Here is a 21,777-nt window from a genome sequence, read left to right as displayed (position 1 = left end):
TAGTTTTACATTCTTACCCTACCGGCCGCTCTTCCTTTCGGGGACCCCGGGGTCCCCGGCGCGGTGCGGCCACGCTGGACCGGCGCGCGGTGTCGGCGGTGCGCGCCGGTTGTCTGGGAGGGTGTGTCAGACCTGCTGCTCATCACTCCGTGACGGTAGGACCACGACCCGTACACCCTCAGGCATCACGGCGGGCTTTAATCCAAATGGGTGGTGATCCCGCCCGAAAGAGCACACGCCGCTCACCCCGTCGGGTGACCCTCCGGCCACGTGCGCGAGCCTTTTCCGGAGCGGGACGGCAGGGACCCGCGCCCCGGGCGGTGCGGCGTTGTCGGTGGCACCCGATAGCGTGCGGCACATGGCTGCCCGCACCCGCCCCGCTTCCAAGGACCGTCCGTCGTACCGCTGCACGGAGTGCGGCTGGACGACCGTCAAGTGGCTCGGCCGCTGCGGTGAGTGCCAGGCGTGGGGCACGGTCGAGGAGTACGGCGGCGCGTCGCCGGTGCGCACGACCGCGGCCGGCCGGGTGACGACGCCGGCCAAGCCGATCGGGCAGGTGGACGGCCGCCAGGCCACCGCGCGCGGCACGGGCGTGCCGGAGCTGGACCGGGTCCTGGGCGGCGGGCTGGTGCCCGGGGCCGTGGTGCTGCTCGCGGGGGAGCCGGGCGTCGGCAAGTCGACGCTGCTGCTGGACGTCGCCGCGAAGGCGGCCGGGCCCCAGGCGCGCACGCTCTACGTGACCGGTGAGGAGTCCGCGTCGCAGGTACGGCTGCGGGCCGACCGCATCGGCGCCCTGTCCGACCACCTCTACCTCGCCGCCGAGACCGACCTGTCGGCGGTGCTGGGGCATCTGGACGACGTCAAGCCCTCGCTGCTGATCCTGGACTCGGTGCAGACGGTCGCCTCCCCCGAGATCGACGGAGCCCCCGGCGGCATGGCCCAGGTCCGCGAGGTGGCGGGCGCGCTCATCCGCGCCTCGAAGGAGCGCGGCATGTCGACGCTCCTCGTCGGCCACGTCACCAAGGACGGCGCGATCGCGGGCCCCCGGCTGCTGGAGCACCTGGTGGACGTGGTGCTGTCCTTCGAGGGCGACCGCCACGCCCGCCTGCGGCTGATCCGGGGCATCAAGAACCGCTACGGCGCCACCGACGAGGTCGGCTGCTTCGAGCTGCACGACGAGGGCATCACGGGCCTGGCCGACCCGTCCGGCCTCTTCCTGACCCGGCGCGACGAGCCGGTCCCCGGCACGTGCCTGACGGTCACCCTGGAGGGCAAGCGCCCACTGGTCGCCGAGGTGCAGGCGCTGACCGTCGACACCCAGATCCCCTCCCCGCGCCGTACGACCTCCGGCCTGGAGAACTCCCGGGTGTCGATGATGCTGGCGGTGCTGGAGCAGCGCGGCCGGATCCGGTCGATCGGCAAGCAGGACATCTACACGGCGACCGTCGGCGGCGTGAAGCTCGGGGAGCCGGCCGCCGACCTGGCGGTGGCGCTCGCCCTGGCCAGCGCCGCGATCGACACGCCGCTGCCGAAGAACCTGGTCGCGGTGGGTGAGGTGGGCCTGGCGGGCGAGGTCAGGAGGGTCACCGGGGTGCAGCGCAGGCTCGCCGAGGCGGCCCGGCTGGGCTTCACCCACGCCCTCGTGCCGCCGGACCCGGGGAAGATCCCGTCGGGGATGAAGGTGACGGAGGTGGCGGACATAGGGGACGCCTTGCGCGTCCTGCCCAAGAGGGCCCCACGTCCCTGACCCTTCCGACGGTAAACTTTGCCCTGGTCTCGCCCATCCGGGCATCCGTACGACCGGAGGAGAGCAGTGGCAGCCAACGACCGGGCGTCAGCTCCCGGCAAGGCCTGGAGTCGCGAGGGCTCGGGCGGTGAGGGTCTGATGCGCGCCTCCCTGAGCGCCGTGGCCCCCGGCACGGGCCTTCGGGACGGCCTCGAGCGGGTCCTGCGCGGCAACACCGGCGGCCTCATCGTGCTGGGCATGGACAAGACCGTCGAATCACTGTGCACCGGCGGTTTCGTGCTGGATGTCGAGTTCAGCGCCACCAGGCTGCGCGAGCTGTGCAAGCTCGACGGCGCCCTCATCCTCGACCGGGACATCACCAAGATCGTGCGGGCCGGGGTCCAGCTGGTGCCGGACGCGTCGATCCCCACCGAGGAGACCGGCACCCGGCACCGCACCGCGCAGCGGGTCTCCATCCAGACCGGCTTCCCGGTCGTCTCCGTCAGCCAGTCGATGCGGCTGATCGCCCTGTACGTGGCCGGTCAGCGCCGCGTCCTGGAGGACTCCGCGGCCATCCTCTCCCGCGCCAACCAGGCGCTGGCCACCCTGGAGCGCTACAAGCTGCGCCTGGACGAGGTCGCGGGCACCCTCTCCGCCCTGGAGATCGAGGACCTGGTCACCGTCCGGGACGTCACGGCGGTCGCGCAGCGCCTGGAGATGGTGCGCAGGATCGCCACGGAGATCGCGGAGTACGTCGTCGAGCTGGGCACCGACGGCCGGCTGCTCTCCCTGCAACTGGACGAGCTGATCGCGGGCGTCGAGCCCGAGCGCGAGCTGGTCGTCCGCGACTACGTGCCGGAGCCGACCGCCAAGCGCAGCCGCACGGTCCCCGAGGCGCTCACCGAACTGGACTCGCTGCCGCAGGGCGAGCTGCTCGAACTCCCCACCGTGGCAAGGGCGCTGGGCTATGCCGGCTCCCCCGAGGCGCTGGACTCCGCGGTCTCGCCGCGCGGTTACCGGCTGCTGGCGAAGGTGCCCCGGCTGCCGAACACGATCGTGGAGCGGCTGGTCGAGCACTTCGGCGGGCTGCAGAAGCTGCTCGCCGCGAGCGTGGACGACCTGCAGACGGTCGACGGCGTCGGCGAGGCCCGGGCCCGCTCCGTCCGCGAGGGGCTGTCGCGCCTCGCGGAGTCCTCCATCCTGGAACGCTACGTCTGAGGCCTGGGGGTCCCGGAGGTCCCGGGGGTCCCGCCCCGTGCCGGACGTCCGGGCGTCCTGGCCGCCCCGGACGTCCTAGACGTTCTTCAGGACGAAGGACGTCTGCTTCGCGGAGCGGCCCGGGAGCTTCACCTCGAGCAGGTAGGTGCCGTACGGGGCCGCCCCGCCCTTGGGCGTGGCGCACCGCGGGGAGCTCGTCCGGCGGTCCCACTCGACGTCGTACGAGGTCGAGCCGCCCGCCGGGACCTGCAGCAGGTACGGGGCACGGCTCTTGGGGCAGTCGTCGCTGGCCCACACGTGGTGGTCGTTGACGTCGCTGATGGAGAAGACCGCCGAGTCCGGGCCGAAGTCCAGCTTGCAGGCGGTGGCGGAGGGGTTGGTCGCGGTCAGCGTGAACCGGGGCCGCTCACCGGGCTCGTAGGCGTTGTCGGTGCTGCGCACGCTCAGCGAGACGCCCGGCCCGCAGTTGGGCAGCGAGGAGCCCGCGGGCAACTGCGCACCGCCGCTGCCGCTCCCACCGCCACCGCCGCCGGAACCACCCGCGTCCGCGGCACCCGAGGCACCGGCGTCCGTGCCTCCGTCGCCGCCACCGGAGTCGGCGCCCTGCGAACTGCCGTCCGTGGCGCCGGAGTCGCCGGCGCCGCCGTCCGTGGCGTCACCGCCGTCGTCGCCGCCGGAACCACCGCCGACCGAGCCGCCCGGGCGGGAGCTGTTGAGCGGACCGCTCGCGGACGGGCCGGGGGTGATGGACGGCGCGGGTGAACGGCCGTCCGGCCCGTTGGCGCTGTTCCCCCCGCCGTCACGGGAGTTGACGGCCCATACGACGAGGACGGTGAGCAGCCCGACCAGGAGCAGCACAACCGCCCGTCGCCGCCAGTAGATGGAGGACGGGAGAGGTCCCACGGGATTGCGCATTGAGCCCACGCGCAAACCTTATGCGGTTTCCCTTGAATCGGACCAAGGCACGCGCGGCACGCTGGCAACTTGTGTGATTGATCAGCAGATCTCCCCTCCGTTCCGGGGAGCTCCCTCACCCGTTTCGCGCTGCCTGCCGCGGCGGCCCCGGGGACGTAGGATCGGAGGCGCTATGAACGACGACCGCGACCACCAGCAACTGCACTCCCCCGTGATCGACTGGTTCGACGACAACGCCCGGGACCTTCCGTGGCGGCGTCCCGAAGCGGGCGCCTGGGGCGTCATGGTCAGCGAGTTCATGCTGCAGCAGACCCCGGTCAGCCGGGTCCTGCCGGTGTACGGGACGTGGCTGGAGCGCTGGCCCACGCCGGGCGCCCTCGCGGCGGAGCCCTCCGGGGAGGCGGTCCGCGCCTGGGGCCGGCTCGGCTATCCGCGCCGGGCGCTGCGGCTGCATGCCGCGGCGACCGCGATCGCCCAGCTGCACGGCGGTGAAGTGCCCACGGAGCATGCCGAGTTGCTGGCCCTCCCGGGGGTCGGCGAGTACACGGCCGCCGCGGTGGCCTCCTTCGCGTACGGGCAGCGGCACGCGGTGCTGGACACCAATGTGCGCCGGGTCTTCGCGCGCGCCGTGACCGGTGTGGAGTACCCGCCGAACGCGACGACCGCCGCCGAGCGCCGGATCGCCCACCGGATGCTCCCCGCCGACGAGGCCACCGCCGCCCGCTGGGCCGCGGCCACGATGGAACTGGGCGCCCTGATCTGCACCGCCCGTGGGCCCGAGTGCGTGCGCTGCCCGATCGCCGGGCAGTGCGCCTGGCGGCTGGCCGGCTCCCCCGCGCACGAGGGACCGCCCCGCCGCGGCCAGACGTACGCCGGTACCGACCGCCAGGTCCGGGGCAGGCTGCTGGCCGTGCTGCGCGAGGCCACGGAGCCGGTGCCGCAGGCCGAGCTGGACGCCGTGTGGCAGGAGCCCGTCCAGCGCGCCCGGGCCCTGGACGGCCTGGTCGCCGACGGCCTGGTGGAACCCCTCGAGGACGGTCTGTACCGGCTGCCCGGCTGAGCGCCGCACACTCCGGACGGCCCTGTCGTTACACAACCGATGGGTGGCTGTGGGTCCGCTGTGCGGCGGTGGTCGCGAAAGCCGTACATCCGCTCCGTAGCGTCGACCTGGTCGTAATCAAGCGCGCCGGACGGAGGGACGCCATGGCGGCGAACGCCCAGGGGACAGCCCAGGTCATGGACTTCGAGGAGTACGTGCGGAACCGGCAGGAGGCCCTGCTGCGCAGCGCGCGCCGGCTCGTCCCCGACCCGATCGACGCCCAGGACCTCGTGCAGACGGCGCTGGCCCGCACCTACCCGCGCTGGGGCGACATCGCCGACAAGAACCTGGCCGACGCGTACATGCGCCGGGTGATGATCAACACCCGTACCGAGTGGTGGCGCGCCCGCCGGCTGGAGGAGGTGCCGACCCCCGAGCTGCCGGAGGGTTCCGTGGACGACGGCGCCGACCAGCGGGCCGACCGGGCGATGCTGCTGGACGCGCTCGGCATGCTGGCCCCCAAGCAGCGCCAGGTGGTGCTGCTGCGCCACTACCGGCAGCTCAGCACGGAGGAGACGGCGCACGCGCTGGGCATGTCGGTGGGTACCGTGAAGAGCACGCTGCACCGGGCGCTGGCGCGGCTGCGCGCCGAGCTCGAGCGGCAGAGCAACGGATACGGAAGGCCCGTGGAGCCCGCCACGGGCAGGACGGAGGGCGTGTGCGCCGCAGCGTAGTCCCGGTGGGCACCGCTGCCGCCGCTGTCGCGGTGTGCGGGGCACTCGTCGCCGTGACCAGCTGCCGCGACGCCGGCGGCGTGCGCGAGGAGGGCACCGCCGCGGTCGCCTCCCCCGCCCTGCCGTCCCCCTCGGTGTCGGCGCCGGTCCCGGACGCCCGCACGCTGGACGGCGGGCGGTCGGCGGACCCGCGGGCGGTGGGCGCCAAGGCCGCCGCGGACGTGGTGCGCCTGGTGAAGCACGACCCGAAGGTGGCCCGGGACATCCGGGACAGCCTGGTGGCCTGCGCCGCGCCGTCCACGGGTGCGGGGAGCCGCCCGAAGGCCGCGGAGCAGCCGTACCCGGTGGACCGTCGCTCGGGCCGGCTGACCGGCGGGGACGGCACGGACCTGGTGGTCAACGTCTCGACCTGCGCGGACAGCGTGGGCATCGGGAGCTACGTCTACCGCCGGGTGGACGGCGCGTACGTCAACGTCTTCGCCGACGAGCAGCCCCCCGTCTTCGCCGAGATCGGCGACGGCACCCTGAAGGTGACCCACCAGGTGTACGAGCCGCAGGACGCGGTCTCCAACCCCTCGGGCGAGGACGTGACCACGTACCGGTGGAACGGCTCCCGCTTCGAGGAGGTCTCGTTCTCCCACCGCGACTACGAGACGGACGACGGCACCGGGAGCGGTCCGCATGGCTGACACGCACGTGCTGTTCGTCGAGGACGACGACGTCATCCGCGAGGCGACGACCCTGGCGCTGGAGCGCGACGGCTTCGACGTGACCGCCGTGCCGGACGGCCTGGCCGGGCTGGAGGCGTTCCGCGCCCGGCAGCCTGACCTGGCGCTGCTGGACGTGATGGTGCCGGGCCTGGACGGGGTGAGCCTGTGCCGGCGCATCCGGGACGAGTCGACGGTACCGGTGATCATGCTCTCGGCGCGGGCCGACTCGATCGACGTCGTGCTGGGCCTGGAGGCGGGTGCCGACGACTACGTCACCAAGCCCTTCGACGGGGCCGTGCTGACCGCCCGCATGCGGGCGGTGCTGCGGCGCTTCCGGGTGGCCGCGGCGGACGAGCCCCCGGCCGGGACCGGGGCGCTGACCTTCGGGGACCTGGAGGTGGACCCGGAGGGCATGGAGGTGCGGCGCGCCGGCGACCGCCTGGCGCTGACGCCCACGGAGATGCGGCTGCTGCTGGAGTTCTCGGCGGCGCCGGGGACGGTGCTGTCCCGGGACCGGCTGCTGGAGCGGGTCTGGGACTACGAGTGGGGCGGCGACACCCGGGTGGTGGACGTCCATGTGCAGCGGCTGCGGGCGAAGATCGGGCAGGAGCGCATCGAGACGGTGCGCGGCTTCGGCTACAAGCTCAGGGGCTGACGCGGTGACCGCGCGTCCCGGGGGCCCCGTCGCGAGGAGGGCCCGTCCGCTGCCGAAGATCGGGCTGCGCTGGAAGGTCTGCGTGGCGATCGCCGTGGTGTCGGCGCTGGTCGCGCTGGTGCTGAGCCTGGTGGTGCACAACGCGGCCCGGGCCAGCATGATCGACAACTCCCGTGACGTGCAGAACGAGCGGGTGCAGTTCGCCCAGCGGATCTACGAGTCCACCGGCCGGCTCACCTTCGACGCCCGGCTGGACGACCCGGACCTGCCCGCGCCGCTGAAGCGGCTGGCCCGGGAGGGCAAGCGGGCCACCTACGTCTCCGACACCGGCGGCGCGCCCGTGGTGTGGGCGGAGACCCCGCTGGCGGACGGCAAGGTCCTGTCCCTCAATTCGGCGTTCACCGACCGCTTCTCGGTCCTGGAGGACCTGGACCAGGCGCTGGTCATCGGCTCGTCGGCGGTCGTCGTGGGCGGCACGGCGCTGGGCGTGCTCATCGGCGGGCAGTTGTCCCGGCGGCTGCGCAAGGCGGCCGAGGCGGCCGGCCGGGTGGCCGACGGGGAGACGAACGTACGGGTGCGCGACGCGATCGGCGGCCGGGTCCGGGACGAGACGGACGAGCTGGCGCGCGCCGTGGACGCCATGGCGGACGTCCTGGCCGGCCGGCTGGAGGCGGAGCGCCGGGTCACCGCGGACATCGCCCACGAGCTGCGCACCCCGGTGACGGGGCTGGTCACCGCGGCCGAGCTGCTGCCGCCGGGCCGCCCCTCCGAGCTGGTCAGGGACCGCTCGCAGGCGCTGCGCACGCTCGTCGAGGACGTCCTGGAGGTCGCCCGGCTGGACGGCGCCGCCGAGCAGGCCGACCTCCAGGACGTGGCGCTCGGCGACTTCGTACGGCGCAGGGTCGCGGCCGCGGCTCCCGAGGCGACCGTGACCGTCCGCGACGACGCCGTCGTCCGCACCGACCCGCGCCGGCTGGAGCGCGTCCTGGGCAACCTGCTGGCGAACGCCGGGCGGCACGGCCGGCCGCCCGTCGAGGTCACCGTCGACGGCCCGTACGTGGAGGTCCGCGACCACGGCCCGGGCTTCCCCCGCGACCTGCTCCGCGACGGCCCGAGCCGCTTCCGCACGGGCAGCAGCGACCGGGCCGGCAGCGGCCACGGTCTGGGGCTGACCATCGCCACCGGTCAGACCCGCGTCCTCGGCGCCCGTCTCACCTTCCGCAACGTGCCCGAGGAGGAGGGCGGCGGTGCGGTCGCCCGCTTGCTGCTGCCCCGCGAGTGACGGCGGGTCCGACGCGGCCGTCCCACGCCGTGGGCCGCAGGTTCCCCGCCGAACGGACGATGCTCGCACGCGGGTCGGACGACGACCCCCGTGCGAGCATCGGCAGCGGGTGGGGCGGGGTGGGCCGCAGGCTCAGACGACCTCGACCGCGGCGACCGCTTCCTCGGTGCTGGGCGTGGTCGGCGCCGAGCGCAGCGGGATCTCCTTGACGAAGAAGGCCAGCAGGAAGCCGATGACGCTGACCGCGGCGCCCCACAGGAAGACGTGGTGCGTGCCGCCGGCGACGGCGTGCAGGTAGGCGTCCTTGACGGCCGGGGGCAGCTTGGCCAGGCCCGCCGGGTCCAGCTGGGCGGAGCCGGACGCGGCGCCCGCGGCAGCGCCGCCGAGGCGGTCCGTCATGGTGTTCTGCACCTGGTGGGTGAAGATCGCTCCGAAGAGGGCGACGCCGAAGGAGCCGCCGATCGTCCGGAAGAGCGTGGAGGACGAGGAGCCGACGCCCATGTCCTTCATCTCGACGCTGTTCTGCGCTATCAGCATCGTGATCTGCATCAGGAAGCCCATGCCCGCGCCGAGCACGGCCATCCACACGCCGGAGACGAAGCGAGTGGTGCCGGTGTCCATCGTGGACAGCAGGTAGAGGCCGACGGTCATCAGGCCGCCGCCGACGATCGGGAAGATCTTGTACTTGCCGGTCTGGGTGGTGATCCGGCCGGCGATCAGCGAGACGACCATCATCGCCAGCAGCAGCGGCAGCAGCAGGAGGCCGGAGTTGGTCGCGGAGGCGCCCTGGACGGTCTGCTGGTACAGCGGCAGGAAGGTCATCGCGCCGAACATCACGAAGCCGACCAGGAAGCCGATCACCGAGATCAGCGAGAAGTTGCGGCTGTGGAAGATGTGCAGCGGGATGACCGGCTCGGCGACGCGGTTCTCCACGAAGAGGAAGGCGGCCAGCGCGGCCAGGCCGAGCACCAGCAGGCCCAGGATCTGCGGCGAGCCCCACGCGTACTGGTTGCCACCCCAGGTGGTGAGCAGGACCAGCGAGGTGATGCTGACGGTGAGCAGCACCGTGCCGAGGTAGTCGATGCTGGTCTTGATCTGCTTCTTCGGCAGGTGCAGCACCGCCGAGATCATGAACAGGGCGACCACGCCGAGCGGGAGGTTGATGTAGAAGCTCCAGCGCCAGCCCCAGTTGTCGGTGATGCTGCCGCCGACGAGCGGTCCGCCGATCATGGCGACCGCCATGACGCCGGCCATCATGCCCTGGTACTTGCCGCGCTCCCGCGGCGGGATCAGGTCACCGATGATCGCCATCACACCGACGATCAGACCGCCGGCGCCCAGGCCCTGCACGGCGCGGAAGGCGATCAGCTGGCCCATGTCCTGCGCCATGCCGGACAGCGCCGATCCGATCAGGAAGATCACGATCGACGACATGAAGATGCCCTTGCGGCCGTACAGGTCGCCGAGCTTGCCCCAGACGGGCGTCGATGCGGCGGTGGCCAGCGTGTACGCGGTGACCACCCACGACAGGTGCTCCAGGCCGCCCAGCTCGCCCACGATGGTGGGCATCGCGGTGCCGATGATCATGTTGTCCAGCATCGCGAGCAACATCGCGATCATGAGCCCGAACAACACCACGCGCACGCTGCGCTGCGGGGTGTCGGCGGTGTCCGCCATCACAAGCTCCCCTACTTGTTTCTTGCTTGTCTTCGGTTGCTTACCTGCCGCCCGGCTAGTTGCCTGGGGCACCCTGACAGTATGCGGCTTACTAGCCGGGCGTCAAGTAAGTTAAAGTTCGCCCATGGCAACGCCCCACGCACGCAGAGGTGATACGCGACGCCGCATCCAGGACGTCGCGCTGCAACTCTTCGCCGAGCAGGGATACGAGAAGACGTCCCTGCGCGAGATCGCCGAGCACCTGGACGTGACCAAAGCGGCGTTGTACTACCACTTCAGGACCAAGGAGGACATCCTCAACAGCATCGTCGAGGACCTCGCCTCACCGGTCGACGAGCTGATCGCCTGGGCCACGGAGCAGCCGCGCACCCTGGAGACCAAGTGCGAGGTGCTGCGCCGCTACGCGGACGCGCTGTGGAGCGCCGGACCGCTGTTCCGCTTCATCCAGGAGAACCAGGCCACCGTCCGCGACCTGAGCATCGGCGAGACCTTCAAGACCAAGCTGCTCGCCGTCCACTCCCTGCTCAAGGACCCGGACGCACCGCTGACCGACCAGGTGCGCTCGATCACCGCGGTCTTCGCGATGCACGCGGGGATGTTCGCCATGCAGAACCTCGAGGGCGACCCCGAGGACAAGCGTGCCGCCGTCCTCGAGGTCGCCCAGGAGCTGATCGCCCAGACCTACCGGGGTCAGACCGACACGCCGTGAGCCCGCAGGTAGGGCAGCGGGTTGACGGACGAGCCGTAGTACGGGGTCTTGCGGATCTCGAAGTGCAGGTGGGGTCCGGTGCTGTTGCCGGTGTTGCCGGACAGCGCGATCTGCTGGCCCTGGCCGACGTGCTGGCCGATGCGCACCTGCATCTTCGACAGGTGGCCGTACTGCGAGTACATGCCGTTGGCGTGGCGGATCACGATGTTGTTGCCGTAGGCGCCGCCCCAGCCCGCCTCGACCACGGTGCCGGCGCTCACGGCGTGGACGTTGGTGCCGATCGGCACGGCGAAGTCCTGGCCGGAGTGCTTGTGCGCCCAGCGGGCGCCGTTCTGCATGTAACCGGCGGACAGCGCGTACTTCTTGACCGGGACCGACCAGCCGCTGTTGCTGCGGGCCTGCGCCTGCGGGGCGCCCTTCTGGGACTGCGTCACGTGGTTCTGGTGCTTGCGGTGCAGCTCGGCGCGTGCGTGGCGGTCGGCCTTCACGGCCTGGGCGGCACGCTGCTGCACGTCGGCCTGCGCCCGGGTGACGTCCGCCAGCTTCCCGGCCGCGCCGAGGCCCAGCAGGCTCCCGCTCTGCGTCTCCGCCATGGCCGTCCCTGCCGCACCGAGTGCCAGCGAGGCGCAGACGCCGGCGGTGACGACGGTACGACGGCCACGGAGGAGGGAGCTCGAGATCTTGGGCATGCGCATTCGGAATTACCTCGCGGAAATAGCCGGACAAGAACATTGCGGTGCGTTCGCCGCGATCCCTTGGTAACCCGACATTCCGGCGCCGGACAAGCCCCTATGTTTACTACCGCCTTTCGTATCCGTCACCTCGCGAGGCCCGCTTCCCCGCCTGCGGCAAGGGTTCAAGTCCCCTAAGGTGATTCGTACGTGGCCCAAGTCACGTGGGTCACGTCACCGGCCTCGGGACCAAAGGGAATTGCCCTTCGGGACCTAGGTCCCGTGGCCCGGGTCACACGGAACGGGAAATCCGGGAACATGCGGAGCGCGGAATGGGAAAACCGCGCGAACCGCACGACGGGGGGGCGGGTACGTGGATCCTTCTGCCGTGGGCGTACGGCTGGCGTCGGCCGTCGCGGGGCCGTTGGTCAAGAGGCTCTTCGTGACCGAGGGACCCGGCGCGGGCCTGCTGGACCGGCCGGTCCGCATCTCCTCCCGCGTCTCCTTCAGGGGCGAGAAGCGCACCCTCACCGACGCGGACCTGCGCGCCCTGGCCGCCAAGCTGGTGCGCCAGGCCCTGCGCACCGGGGAACGCCCCGTCGGCGCCGACGAGGAGACCGCCGTCGTGGACGCCCTCGCGACCTCCCTGCGGGCCCTGGGCGACCTCGACCTCACCGACCTGCAGGCCGTGGGCCTCGGGCACGCCGCGTTCGCCCGCGCCCTGCGCCGTGCGGCCGGATCCCCGGAGCGGGAGCTCAGCGCCGACGGGGCGCACTTCCACGCACGGTTGCTCGACACGGCCTGCCTGCACATCCTGCACTTCTTCACCCAGCGCTCGACCTTCGTCGCCGCCACCCTGGTCGAGCAGAGCCGGACGCTGGGCGACCTGACCGCCCGCGTCGACGAACTCATCGCCCGCACCCCGCTGCCGGGCGGCGAGGACGCGGCCTTCGAGCGGCGCTACCTGGCGTACGTCGCGAAGAAGCACGGGCGGCTCACGATCCACGGCCTCGATCTGGCGGACACCCCGGACCGCTGGCCTCTGGCCACCGCCTACCTCAGCCTGGAGGCGGCACCGTCGGCCGGGCCCCCGGACGGTGGGCCTCCGCACGGTGGGCCTCCGCACGGTGGGCCTCTGCACGGTGGGATGGAGGGGCTCGGGGGACCCCGCGCCGCCGACCGCGCGCTCGCCGCGCACGAGCGGGTCCTGCTGCGCGGCGAGGCCGGGTCGGGGAAGACCACGCTCGTGCAGTGGCTGGCGATCGCCTGCGCGCGCCAGGAGCCGGACGAAGGCATGGCGTACCTGGAGGACCGGATCCCGTTCGTCCTCCCGCTGCGCACCCTCACCCGTCACGGCGAACGCCTGCCCGCGCCCCCCGGCTTCCTCGCCGCCTCCGGCTGCCCGCTCGCCGGTACCCAGCCCGCCGGCTGGGAGACCCGGGTCCTGACCGAGGGCCGCGGGCTGCTGCTGGTCGACGGCATCGACGAGATCCCGGACGCCGAACGCCGCCGCGCCCGGGCCTGGCTCCGCGACCTGCTCGACGCCCATCCCGGCAACCGCTGGCTGGTCACCTCCCGCCCCTCCGCCGTACGGCAGGACTGGCTGGCCGGGGAGGGCTTCACCGAGCTGGCCCTGACCCCCATGGGCCCCGCCGACGTCACCGCCTTCGTCCGCCGCTGGCACGCCGCCGCGGGGCCGGAGGCGGCCGGGTACGCCGACGGCCTGCTGAGCGCCGTGCGGGCCGAGCCGGACCTCGGCCGGCTCGCCACCAACCCCCTGATGTGCGGCCTGATCTGCGCCCTGCACCACGACCGTCGCGGCTACCTCCCGCGGGCCAGGAAGGACCTGTACGCCGCCGCCCTGTCGATGCTGCTGGTCCGCCGGGACCGCGAACGGGAGGCGGCCGTCGTGCCGCTGCGCGAGGAGGCGCAGATCGAGCTGCTGCAGCGGCTGGCGCACTGGCTGGTCCGCAACGGCCGCACCGAGATGGACCTCGACCGGGCCGAGGCCGTCGTCGCGCGGGCGCTGCCCGCCGTCCCCGAGGCCGCCGCCCTCGGCGACGCCGCCGCCGTCCTCACCCACCTCCTCGACCGGGGCGGCGTGCTGCGCCGGCCCGCACCCGGCACGGTCGACTTCGTGCACCGCACCTTCCAGGACTACCTGGGCGCCCGCGCCGCCGTCGAGGAGGGCGACTTCGGGCTGCTCGCCGCCCACGCCGCCGACGACCGGTGGGAGGACGTCCTGCGCATGGCCGTGGCGCTCGCCCGTCCGAGCGAGCGCGCCGCGATCCTCCAGGACCTCCTCGACCGCGGTGACCTCGCCGCGGACCGGCGCACCCGGGCACGGCTCCACCTGCTCGCCGCCGCCTGCCTGGAGCACGCCACCGCCCTCGACCCGGCCGTGCGCGGGGCCGTGGAACGGCGCGCCGCCGCGCTCGTCCCGCCCGCCGACGCGGCCGAGGCCCGCGCCCTGGCGGAGGCCGGACCGCTCGTCCTGGACCTGCTCCCCGGCCCCGACGGGCTCTGCGACGAGGACGCGCTCCACGTCGTGGTCACGGCCTGCCACCTGCCCTCGGACCGGGCCGCCGGCTATCTGGGCCGCTTCGCCGCGCACCCGTCCGTGCGCGTCCGCGCCCAGCTGATGTGGTCCTGGCACCGCTTCGACTGCGCCGTGTACGCGCAGGAGGTCGTCGCCCGTCTCGACCCGGACGGCCTGGACTTCACCGTCCGCTCCGCCGACCAGCTGCGCGAACTGCGCAGGCTCGCTCTGCGGCCCACCCGCCTCGACCTGCGGGGCGAGCTGCCCGTGGACGAGCTGACCGGGTACGTGGCCGGGCTCGCCCTCACCGAGGTCAGGCTGAAGGACTGCGCGCTGCCCGACCTGCGATTCCTGGCGGGCCAGCGGGGCCTGCGCAGGCTCGCGCTGCTCGGTCCGGGCACGCCCGCCGACTGGGGGTCGATTGGCGGGCTGCCCGCGCTGCGGGAGCTGGAGCTGGCCGCCCCGGCCGACGGCCGGTTCGACCTGTCACCGCTGGCGGCCCACCCCGGGCCGCTGACCGTGCGCATCCCGCTGCCGGCCGACCGTCTCGCCGGGGCCGACCGGCTGCCCGCGCACGTGACCGTCGTCCCGGGACCGGGTCAGGGACGGTAGCCGCGATCCCGGTCCCCCCAGCCGTCCCAGCCGCCGTGGCCCCAGCCGTCGCCGTCGTCGCCGTCGCAGTCCCCCTCGCAGGACTCCCCGCCGGGGGTCGGGGAACCGGTGGCCGTGGGCGTCGGGCCCGGCGGCGCCGAGGGCAGCGCGGCCACCCGGGTCGAGCCGGCGAGCAACTGCGAGCCGGTGGTGTACGCCACCGACTGGAAGCGGGGCGGGGCGACGGAGGTGTCGAAGGTCCAGCGCTGGACGGGCCGGCCGTCGCGGGGCCGCAGGACGACCTGCGCACCCGGCTCGCGGCCCTCGGGGGCGACCGCGAGCTGCTGATTCCAGCGGGGGATGAGGTCCCCGGTCAGGGTGAGGTCGTAGCGCACGTCCTCGGCGCCGGTGACGAAGGACGCCGTGCACAGACCCAGTTCCAGCGCGGGGCCGCGGTGGGAGTTGAGGCAGTACGCGGGCTGGGCGACGCTCCGCATGAGCCCGTCCGGCTCGTACGACCAGAACTGCGTGGCACCGGAGTCGCAGCGCGCGGTGGCCGCCCCGGTGCCGATCACGGTGCGGCGGCCGGACAGGTCGATGCACAGGTCGTCGCCGTTGTTCCGGAGCCGGCCGCGGAGCCCGTCGGTGGGGACGGGGTCGGCGGTGACCGTGCCCGGCGCGGTGCCCGAGGTGGTGACCGAGGCCGAGGCGGTGGGGGACGCCGTGGCCGCGGTGGGCGCCGTACCGGAGGCACGGTCGTCGCTACCGCCGCCGGTGGTGCTGAGGCCGACCACCAGGGCGGTCACCAGCGCGCAGCCGCCGATGCCCAGGAGGGTCGCGGCGAGCCCCCGGCGGCCGCCGCTCGCGGCGCGGCGCCTGCGGCCGCCGTGGCGCCGCCCGGGAGAACCGCCGGAGCCCTTCCCGGCATCGTTGTCACGGGCCGCCCGGCGGGTGGGGCGGGAGTCGAAGTAGCCCCGCGCCTCCCAGACCAGCACCGCCTCGGCGATCAGCACGCCTAGCCGGTCCCCGGAGTGGTCGAGCTGCTCGGCCGCGTACCGGCAGTGGTCGCACCGGGCTATGTGCCGCTGCAGGTCGGGGACGAGACCGGCGCCCCCGCGGTGGATGGAGATGTCCAGCAGACGGCTGAACTGCAGGCAGGCCTCGTACGGCGCGAGGTCCCGGTGCGCCTGGACGCAGGCCTCGCGGAAGCGGGTACGGGCGAGCTCCAGCTGGGCCGCCGCCCGCTCCGGGTCGATGCCCAGCAGCCCGGCCGGCACGTCGAGCGGCTCGGCGTCGACCTCGGCGTGCCAGAGCAGGCAGCGGGCGGGCTCGGGCAGCCGCATGAAGGCCCGGTTCGCCAGCCGGCGGTTCTCCGGTACCGCCAGGCGGGTGTCGGTCTGGTCGGGGCGGGGCCGCAACCGCCGGTGGAGCCAGGCGCGCCGGCGGTCGACGGCCCACTCCTCGGCGATCTTGTGGACGGTGATCAGGAGTTCGGGGCGCCAGGCCGCCGAGGGCCCGGTCAGCCGCAGGGTGTCGACGAAGACCCGGGTGAACGCGGCCGCCGCGAGGATGCCGGCGGCGTGTCCGGAGACCGTGCACAACTCCGCGTACTCGGAGACCGGCCGCCAATGGCGGGCCAGCAACTCCTCGAACGGCTGGTGCGCGCCTTCCTTTCCCAGGGGCTTTCCGATCTCTCCGGACAACGCCTCGTCCGGTACGCCGAACAGCCGGCCGGGGTGCGCGGAATTCGGATGCGGGGATTCCTTCAACGAGAGTTTCCTTCCGCGTTCGCCCCGCCGGGAAAAGTACGAACCAATGCGCCGGCGCGGGACGCAGCTACGTGGGGGGAGGTGAGGCCGGGGCGCCGGTGAAGGGGCAAGGTGGCCTCTCCTCACTCTCGGCTGATCTTTTCGAATGCCTGCCGGAATGACGGCACGACACCGGCCGGAGCACGGAGAAGGAGGAGTCCGTGCTGAACATCGCTCACCTTTCCACAAATGCAACCGGCGCAACAAGGGTGGGTTCATGGGGAACACAAAACGCGACGACCCCGCCCGCACTAATGTGCGGACGGGGTCGGATCGCTGTGCGATTACTTGCGGTTACGCTTCCTTGCTGAGGTTCGGCCCGCCGGCCGCCTCGACCGGAGGCGCGTCGGCGACGGCGACCTTCTCCTCACCCCGGAAGGTGAACTTGATGTTCTCGCCCTCGCCCTCGGTGCCCACGACCACGATGTGACCGGTGCGCAGCTCGCCGAAGAGGATCTTCTCGGAGAGCACGTCCTCGATCTCGCGCTGGATCGTCCGGCGCAGCGGCCGGGCGCCCAGCACGGGGTCGTAGCCCCGCTTGGCGAGCAGCGACTTGGCCTCGGGGCTGAGCTCGATGCCCATGTCCTTGTCCCTGAGGCGCTCGTCCACCCGGGCGATCATGAGGTCGACGATCTGGATGATGTCTTCCTCGCTGAGCTGGTGGAAGACCACGATGTCGTCGACACGGTTCAGGAACTCGGGGCGGAAGTGCTGCTTGAGCTCCTCGCCGACCTTGGCCTTCATCCGCTCGTACCCGGTCTTGACGTCACCCGCGGCCGCGAAGCCGAGGTTGAAGCCCTTGGAGATGTCCCGGGTGCCGAGGTTGGTGGTCATGATGATGACCGTGTTCTTGAAGTCCACGACCCGGCCCTGGGAGTCGGTCAGGCGACCGTCCTCCAGGATCTGCAGCAGGCTGTTGAAGATGTCCGGGTGGGCCTTCTCGACCTCGTCGAAGAGGACGACCGAGAACGGCTTGCGGCGCACCTTCTCGGTGAGCTGGCCGCCCTCCTCGTAGCCGACGTATCCGGGCGGGGAGCCGAACAGCCGCGAGACGGTGTGCTTCTCGCTGAACTCGGACATGTCGAGCTGGATCAGCGCGTCCTCGTCGCCGAAGAGGAACTCGGCGAGCGTCTTGGAGAGCTCGGTCTTACCGACACCGGACGGGCCGGCGAAGATGAACGAGCCACCGGGGCGCTTGGGGTCCTTCAGACCGGCCCGCGTACGGCGGATGGCCTGCGAGAGGGCCTTGATCGCGTCCTTCTGGCCGATGACGCGCTTGTGCAGCTCGTCCTCCATGCGCAGCAGACGCGAGGACTCCTCCTCGGTGAGCTTGAAGACCGGGATGCCCGTGGCGGTGGCCAGGACCTCGGCGATCAGCTCCTCGTCGACCTCGGCGACGACGTCCATGTCGCCGGCCTTCCACTCCTTCTCCCGCTTGGTCTTCGCGGAGAGCAGCTGCTTCTCCTTGTCGCGGAGGGAAGCGGCCTTCTCGAAGTCCTGCGAGTCGATCGCGGACTCCTTCTCCCGGCGCACGTCGGCGATCTTCTCGTCGAACTCGCGCAGGTCCGGCGGCGCGGTCATCCGGCGGATGCGCATCCGGGAACCGGCCTCGTCGATCAGGTCGATCGCCTTGTCCGGCAGGAAGCGGTCCGAGATGTAGCGGTCGGCGAGGGTCGCCGCGGCCACCAGGGCGGCGTCCGTGATGGACACGCGGTGGTGGGCCTCGTAGCGGTCCCGCAGGCCCTTGAGGATCTCGATGGTGTGCGGCAGCGACGGCTCAGCGACCTGGATGGGCTGGAAGCGGCGCTCCAGGGCCGCGTCCTTCTCCAGGTGCTTGCGGTACTCGTCGAGCGTGGTGGCGCCGATGGTCTGCAGCTCGCCGCGGGCGAGCATCGGCTTGAGGATCGAGGCGGCGTCGATCGCGCCCTCGGCGGCGCCCGCACCCACCAGGGTGTGGAGCTCGTCGATGAACAGGATGATGTCGCCGCGGGTGCGGATCTCCTTGAGCACCTTCTTCAGGCGCTCCTCGAAGTCACCGCGGTACCGGGAGCCGGCCACCAGGGCGCCGAGGTCCAGGGTGTAGAGCTGCTTGTCCTTCAGCGTCTCCGGGACCTCGCCCTTGACGATGGCCTGGGCCAGGCCCTCGACGACGGCGGTCTTGCCGACGCCGGGCTCGCCGATGAGGACGGGGTTGTTCTTGGTGCGGCGCGACAGCACCTGCATCACGCGCTCGATCTCCTTCTCGCGCCCGATGACCGGGTCGAGCTTGGTCTCACGAGCGGCCTGCGTGAGGTTGCGGCCGAACTGGTCCAGGACGAGCGAGGTCGAGGGGGTGCCCTCGGCCGGACCGCCTGCGGTGGCGGCCTCCTTGCCCTGGTAGCCGGAGAGCAGCTGGATGACCTGCTGCCGCACCCGGTTGAGATCGGCGCCCAGCTTCACGAGGACCTGGGCCGCGACGCCCTCGCCCTCGCGGATCAGGCCGAGCAGGATGTGCTCGGTGCCGATGTAGTTGTGGCCGAGCTGGAGGGCCTCGCGGAGCGACAGCTCCAGGACCTTCTTGGCCCGGGGGGTGAAGGGGATGTGGCCGGACGGGGCCTGCTGCCCCTGTCCGATGATCTCCTCAACCTGCTGGCGGACCGCCTCGAGCGAAATCCCGAGGCTCTCCAGGGCCTTAGCGGCGACACCCTCACCCTCGTGGATAAGGCCCAGGAGGATGTGCTCGGTGCCGATGTAGTTGTGGTTGAGCATCCGGGCTTCTTCCTGAGCCAGGACGACAACCCGCCGCGCGCGGTCGGTGAACCTCTCGAACATCGTTAATCGCTCCTCAGAGCGGTCGGGCAGTTAGGGGCGTGTCCCCTCCCTGTCCTTCCGCATGCTAGTCCCGCACAGCGGGGCAGCTCACTTCAACCGTCGACACCTTGCGAGGTCGTTAACCCCCGCGCCGTCGACAACAGCCTCAACCCGATGGTGCGAGACGATGTTCCCGCAGGCCAGGCGGATAGCCCTTTATCCAGTACGCCGAGGGCGAACGCCCCGCCTGTCCGACATGGCCGTCGTCCGTTCCCACTAGGTATTTCTTACCCGCCTGCACGGACAGTCCATGCCGGGAGCACGCCCGCTGTCTGCTATAGGCGAACAGGCTTGCGTCCTGGGGATTCACGGAGGGTGACGGGAACCGGCCGGCCGGGCACTCCCGGTGACCCGCGTCGTAACCCGGGACCCCCGGGGAGCGTTGCGCAGGGCATGCAGGCCTCACGGGTCCCGGCGACCCTGGAACACGCGGACGCCCTCGACGTCCCCGCCGAGGCGGGGCACGAGGTGCTCGGCCGCTTCCCGGCGCCCCGGACGGGACCGGTCGCCCTGGCGGGGTACCGGATGCGCTTCTTCGTCGCCCCGGGCAGCGCCGAGGAACTGCCCGGCCTGCTGGACTGGCTGGAGTGGAGCGGCATCCCGCTCGACCTCGTACCGCTGTGCGGGCGGGAGGCCGCCTACGACGACGGCGCGCAGGCCTGGCTCCGGCCGCCCGTTCCGGACGGCGGGCGCCACGCCGGCGCGCCGTTCTCCCTGCCCGCCATGACGCTCGGCACGCAACCCAACCCCGCGGCGGACGGACGCTCCGGAGGGACCGTGGGCCTGACGGCCCTGGTCTCCGCGCTCGCGACCGCCTGCCACCGGGTCCGGCTGCGTGTCGCCCGGACCGATCAGCCGTGCGCCTTCTCGTACGCCTCGCGGATCTGCGCGGGGACACGGCCGCGGTCGTTGACCTCGTAACCCTCTTCCTTGGCCCACGCGCGGATCTTCGCGGTGTCCTGGCTCGCGGCGCCCCCGCGGGAGGCGCCCTTCGCGGCGCGGCCCCGGCCGGCGCGGCCACCGGTACGGCGGCCGTTGTCCACGTACGGGCCGAGGAGACCACGCAGCTTGTCGGCGTTGTCGGTGGTGAGGTCGATCTCGTACGTCACTCCGTCGAGTGCGAACGTCACGGTCTCATCCGCCTCGCCGCCGTCGAGGTCGTCAACAAGAAGGACCTGAACCTTCTGTGCCACCGGCTTCCCTTTCATCGAATACGGATAACCGGTAAAAGCAAACCGCCTTTTCCCGGAAAACTCAAACCCCTTGCCCGAACTGCTCCCGGCCGGCCACCATCCCCGCGGTCTTCCGCCGGAACGTTTCGGACATACTGTTGTGCCGGACGGACGCCGTGGGCAGCCTCACAGATGCAACAGCATCCGGCTGTTGCCCAAGGTGTTCGGTTTCACTCGTTCGAGGTCGAGGAACTCGGCCACGCCCTCGTCCTTTGACCGCAGCAGCTCACCGAAGACATCGCCGTCGACCGGCGTCTCGCCGATCTCCACGAAGCCGTGCTTCGCGAAGAAGTCCACTTCGAAGGTGAGGCAGAAAATTCGCCGCACTCCCAGCCACCGCGCGGTCTGCAGCAGCTTCTCCAGCACGAGATGCCCGACGCCCTTGCCGTGCTGCGCCGGATCGACCGCGAGGGTGCGCACCTCGGCGAGGTCCTCCCACATCACGTGCAATGCGCCGCAGGCCACCACCTCGGCGTCCTGGTCGTGTTCGGCCACCCAGAACTCCTGGATGTCCTCGTAAAGCGTCACCGTCGGCTTGTCGAGCAGGATGCGGTCGCGAACATAGGCGTCGAGCAGTCGCCGGACAGCCGGCACGTCGGCCGTCCTGGCCCGGCGGATGGTGACGTCATTTGATGCGGCGCGCATGTGCGGACGCTATCGCCCGTCCGATCCGCCCGTCTCCCCGGGGTCACCCGGATCAGCGGATTGCACCACCCGCATTGCGTCACGGAGGGCTTCTCGCTGTTCCGCCGACATCATGCCGAAGAACGCGACAAGGGCCGCCGCGGGGTTGTCACTGGCGGCCCACGCCTCGTGCATGAGTGCCGCCGAGTAAGCGGCCCGAGTGGAAACCGCCTCATAGCGATAGGCGCGTCCTTCGGCTTCCCGCCGGAGCCAGCCCTTCTGATGAAGGTTGTCCATTACGGTCATGACCGTCGTGTACGCGATCGAGCGCTCCCGGCGGAGATCCTCCAGCACCTCGCGCACCGTCACCGGGCGGTTCCAGCGCCACACCCGGCTCATCACGGCGTCTTCGAGGTCTCCCAATGGACGGGGCACACCCGAATACTAGTTGCTTACGGGCGCAATGCCCGGAATGCCGGAAATCCCGAGGTCATACCCGAGGCTTCTCGATGCCGCCCGACCGCTGGGCCGCGGGCTGCGCGCCGGACAGCGCGGCGTCGACCACCGCGTCCTCCTTGGCCTTGTTGACCCCGCCCTGGCTCCTGATCAGCGTCCGGATGAGGAAGGTGAACGCGATGGCCATCACGGTGGGGGGCACGAGCGCGGAGACGTAGTCCATGGCACCAGGGTAGCCACGCCCCCTGGCGCGCCCCGCGGCGGACCACCACCGCGGGATGTGGCCCCCGGTCGGACGAAGCCGTGGCCCCGGCCCCCCCCCGCGCCGGCGCGGGGCCCCC

The 21,777-nt window shown here is 72.1% G+C and carries 19 protein-coding genes; 10 read left to right on the top strand and 9 right to left on the bottom strand.

The annotated features are described in order from the left end of the window. Window positions 1–358 precede the first annotated feature (358 nt). Window positions 359–1,747 carry a DNA repair protein RadA gene (gene radA, locus ABZ312_RS42860; protein ID WP_500330171.1) on the top strand — a complete coding sequence of 463 codons (1,389 nt, stop codon included), beginning with the start codon at window positions 359–361 and terminating at the stop codon, window positions 1,745–1,747. Between the two features lie 66 nt (window positions 1,748–1,813). After that, the gene (gene disA / locus ABZ312_RS42855) at window positions 1,814–2,944 is read left to right on the top strand and encodes a DNA integrity scanning diadenylate cyclase DisA (RefSeq protein WP_500330173.1); all 1,131 of its coding nucleotides are present in this window, start codon (window positions 1,814–1,816) and stop codon (window positions 2,942–2,944) included. Window positions 2,945–3,019: 75 nt separating this feature from the next. Here the strand turns inward: disA and ABZ312_RS42850 are convergent, their stop codons facing one another. After that, entirely contained in the window at window positions 3,020–3,847 is an 828-nt protein-coding gene (locus ABZ312_RS42850) for a hypothetical protein (RefSeq protein ID WP_500330174.1), read from the bottom strand. A 184-nt stretch (window positions 3,848–4,031) separates the two neighbouring features. Here ABZ312_RS42850 and ABZ312_RS42845 point away from each other — a divergent pair, with 184 nt between their 5' ends. The 5 genes from ABZ312_RS42845 to ABZ312_RS42825 all read left to right on the top strand — a co-directional run bounded on the left by ABZ312_RS42845 (window position 4,032) and on the right by ABZ312_RS42825 (window position 8,279). Continuing rightward, on the top strand, window positions 4,032–4,919 hold the full coding sequence (locus ABZ312_RS42845) for an HhH-GPD family protein (RefSeq protein ID WP_500330176.1): 888 nt from the start codon (window positions 4,032–4,034) through the stop codon (window positions 4,917–4,919). Window positions 4,920–5,062: 143 nt separating this feature from the next. Beyond that, the gene (locus ABZ312_RS42840) at window positions 5,063–5,632 is read left to right on the top strand and encodes a SigE family RNA polymerase sigma factor (RefSeq protein ID WP_499513235.1); all 570 of its coding nucleotides are present in this window, start codon (window positions 5,063–5,065) and stop codon (window positions 5,630–5,632) included. Then, a complete protein-coding gene (locus ABZ312_RS42835; RefSeq protein ID WP_500440034.1) occupies window positions 5,617–6,321 on the top strand; it encodes a hypothetical protein in 705 nt (234 codons plus the stop codon). The genes ABZ312_RS42840 and ABZ312_RS42835 overlap by 16 nt, the downstream gene beginning before the upstream one ends. Next, the gene (gene cseB / locus ABZ312_RS42830) at window positions 6,314–6,997 is read left to right on the top strand and encodes a two-component system response regulator CseB (RefSeq protein WP_500330180.1); all 684 of its coding nucleotides are present in this window, start codon (window positions 6,314–6,316) and stop codon (window positions 6,995–6,997) included. Before ABZ312_RS42835 ends, cseB begins: the two co-directional genes overlap by 8 nt. Next, window positions 6,918–8,279: a sensor histidine kinase gene (locus ABZ312_RS42825; protein WP_500330181.1), complete on the top strand. Its 1,362-nt coding sequence runs from the start codon at window positions 6,918–6,920 to the stop codon at window positions 8,277–8,279. The genes cseB and ABZ312_RS42825 overlap by 80 nt, the downstream gene beginning before the upstream one ends. Window positions 8,280–8,411: 132 nt before the next feature. Here ABZ312_RS42825 and ABZ312_RS42820 read toward each other — a convergent pair whose 3' ends face one another. After that, a complete protein-coding gene (locus ABZ312_RS42820) occupies window positions 8,412–9,956 on the bottom strand; it encodes an MDR family MFS transporter (protein WP_500330182.1) in 1,545 nt (514 codons plus the stop codon). A 124-nt stretch (window positions 9,957–10,080) separates the two neighbouring features. Between ABZ312_RS42820 and ABZ312_RS42815 the strand changes: the two genes are divergently transcribed. After that, a complete protein-coding gene (locus tag ABZ312_RS42815) occupies window positions 10,081–10,665 on the top strand; it encodes a TetR/AcrR family transcriptional regulator (protein ID WP_500330184.1) in 585 nt (194 codons plus the stop codon). On the opposite strand, the gene ABZ312_RS42810 is transcribed toward ABZ312_RS42815, so the two are convergent. Next, entirely contained in the window at window positions 10,647–11,360 is a 714-nt protein-coding gene (locus ABZ312_RS42810; RefSeq protein WP_500330185.1) for a M23 family metallopeptidase, read from the bottom strand. The genes ABZ312_RS42815 and ABZ312_RS42810 overlap by 19 nt on opposite strands. Window positions 11,361–11,724: 364 nt before the next feature. On the opposite strand from ABZ312_RS42810, the gene ABZ312_RS42805 reads away from it, so the two are divergent. Beyond that, entirely contained in the window at window positions 11,725–14,487 is a 2,763-nt protein-coding gene (locus ABZ312_RS42805; RefSeq protein ID WP_500440033.1) for an NACHT domain-containing protein, read from the top strand. Here ABZ312_RS42805 and ABZ312_RS42800 read toward each other — a convergent pair. Beyond that, window positions 14,475–16,235 carry a ricin-type beta-trefoil lectin domain protein gene (locus ABZ312_RS42800; RefSeq protein ID WP_500358812.1) on the bottom strand — a complete coding sequence of 587 codons (1,761 nt, stop codon included), beginning with the start codon at window positions 16,233–16,235 and terminating at the stop codon, window positions 14,475–14,477. The genes ABZ312_RS42805 and ABZ312_RS42800 overlap by 13 nt on opposite strands. Window positions 16,236–16,568: 333 nt before the next feature. Beyond that, window positions 16,569–19,085 carry an ATP-dependent Clp protease ATP-binding subunit gene (locus ABZ312_RS42795; protein WP_499513226.1) on the bottom strand — a complete coding sequence of 839 codons (2,517 nt, stop codon included), beginning with the start codon at window positions 19,083–19,085 and terminating at the stop codon, window positions 16,569–16,571. A 432-nt stretch (window positions 19,086–19,517) separates the two neighbouring features. On the opposite strand from ABZ312_RS42795, the gene ABZ312_RS42790 reads away from it, so the two are divergent. Next, window positions 19,518–20,045: an SCO3374 family protein gene (locus tag ABZ312_RS42790; protein ID WP_499513225.1), complete on the top strand. Its 528-nt coding sequence runs from the start codon at window positions 19,518–19,520 to the stop codon at window positions 20,043–20,045. On the opposite strand, the gene ABZ312_RS42785 is transcribed toward ABZ312_RS42790, so the two are convergent. From ABZ312_RS42785 to ABZ312_RS42770, 4 genes are all read right to left on the bottom strand, one after another. Then, window positions 19,976–20,317, bottom strand: coding sequence for a histone-like nucleoid-structuring protein Lsr2 (locus tag ABZ312_RS42785; RefSeq protein ID WP_499513224.1), 342 nt, complete (start codon window positions 20,315–20,317; stop codon window positions 19,976–19,978). The two genes, ABZ312_RS42790 and ABZ312_RS42785, sit on opposite strands and share 70 nt — an antisense overlap. A gap of 165 nt (window positions 20,318–20,482) precedes the next feature. Then, window positions 20,483–21,001, bottom strand: a complete 519-nt coding sequence (locus ABZ312_RS42780) for an amino-acid N-acetyltransferase (protein WP_431962047.1) — start codon at window positions 20,999–21,001, stop codon at window positions 20,483–20,485. A 9-nt stretch (window positions 21,002–21,010) separates the two neighbouring features. Beyond that, complete coding sequence (locus tag ABZ312_RS42775; RefSeq protein ID WP_499513223.1) at window positions 21,011–21,415, bottom strand: BlaI/MecI/CopY family transcriptional regulator; 405 nt, start codon at window positions 21,413–21,415, stop codon at window positions 21,011–21,013. Between the two features lie 55 nt (window positions 21,416–21,470). Next, a complete protein-coding gene (locus ABZ312_RS42770; protein ID WP_500330190.1) occupies window positions 21,471–21,659 on the bottom strand; it encodes a hypothetical protein in 189 nt (62 codons plus the stop codon). Between the last annotated feature and the right edge of the window lie 118 nt (window positions 21,660–21,777).

The organism is Streptomyces sp. NPDC006207, assembly GCF_040613835.1.
Taxonomy (GTDB): domain Bacteria; phylum Actinomycetota; class Actinomycetes; order Streptomycetales; family Streptomycetaceae; genus Actinacidiphila.
The sequence above is the reverse complement of the archived record's forward strand: the minus strand, read 5'-3'. Positions and strand labels throughout refer to the sequence as shown.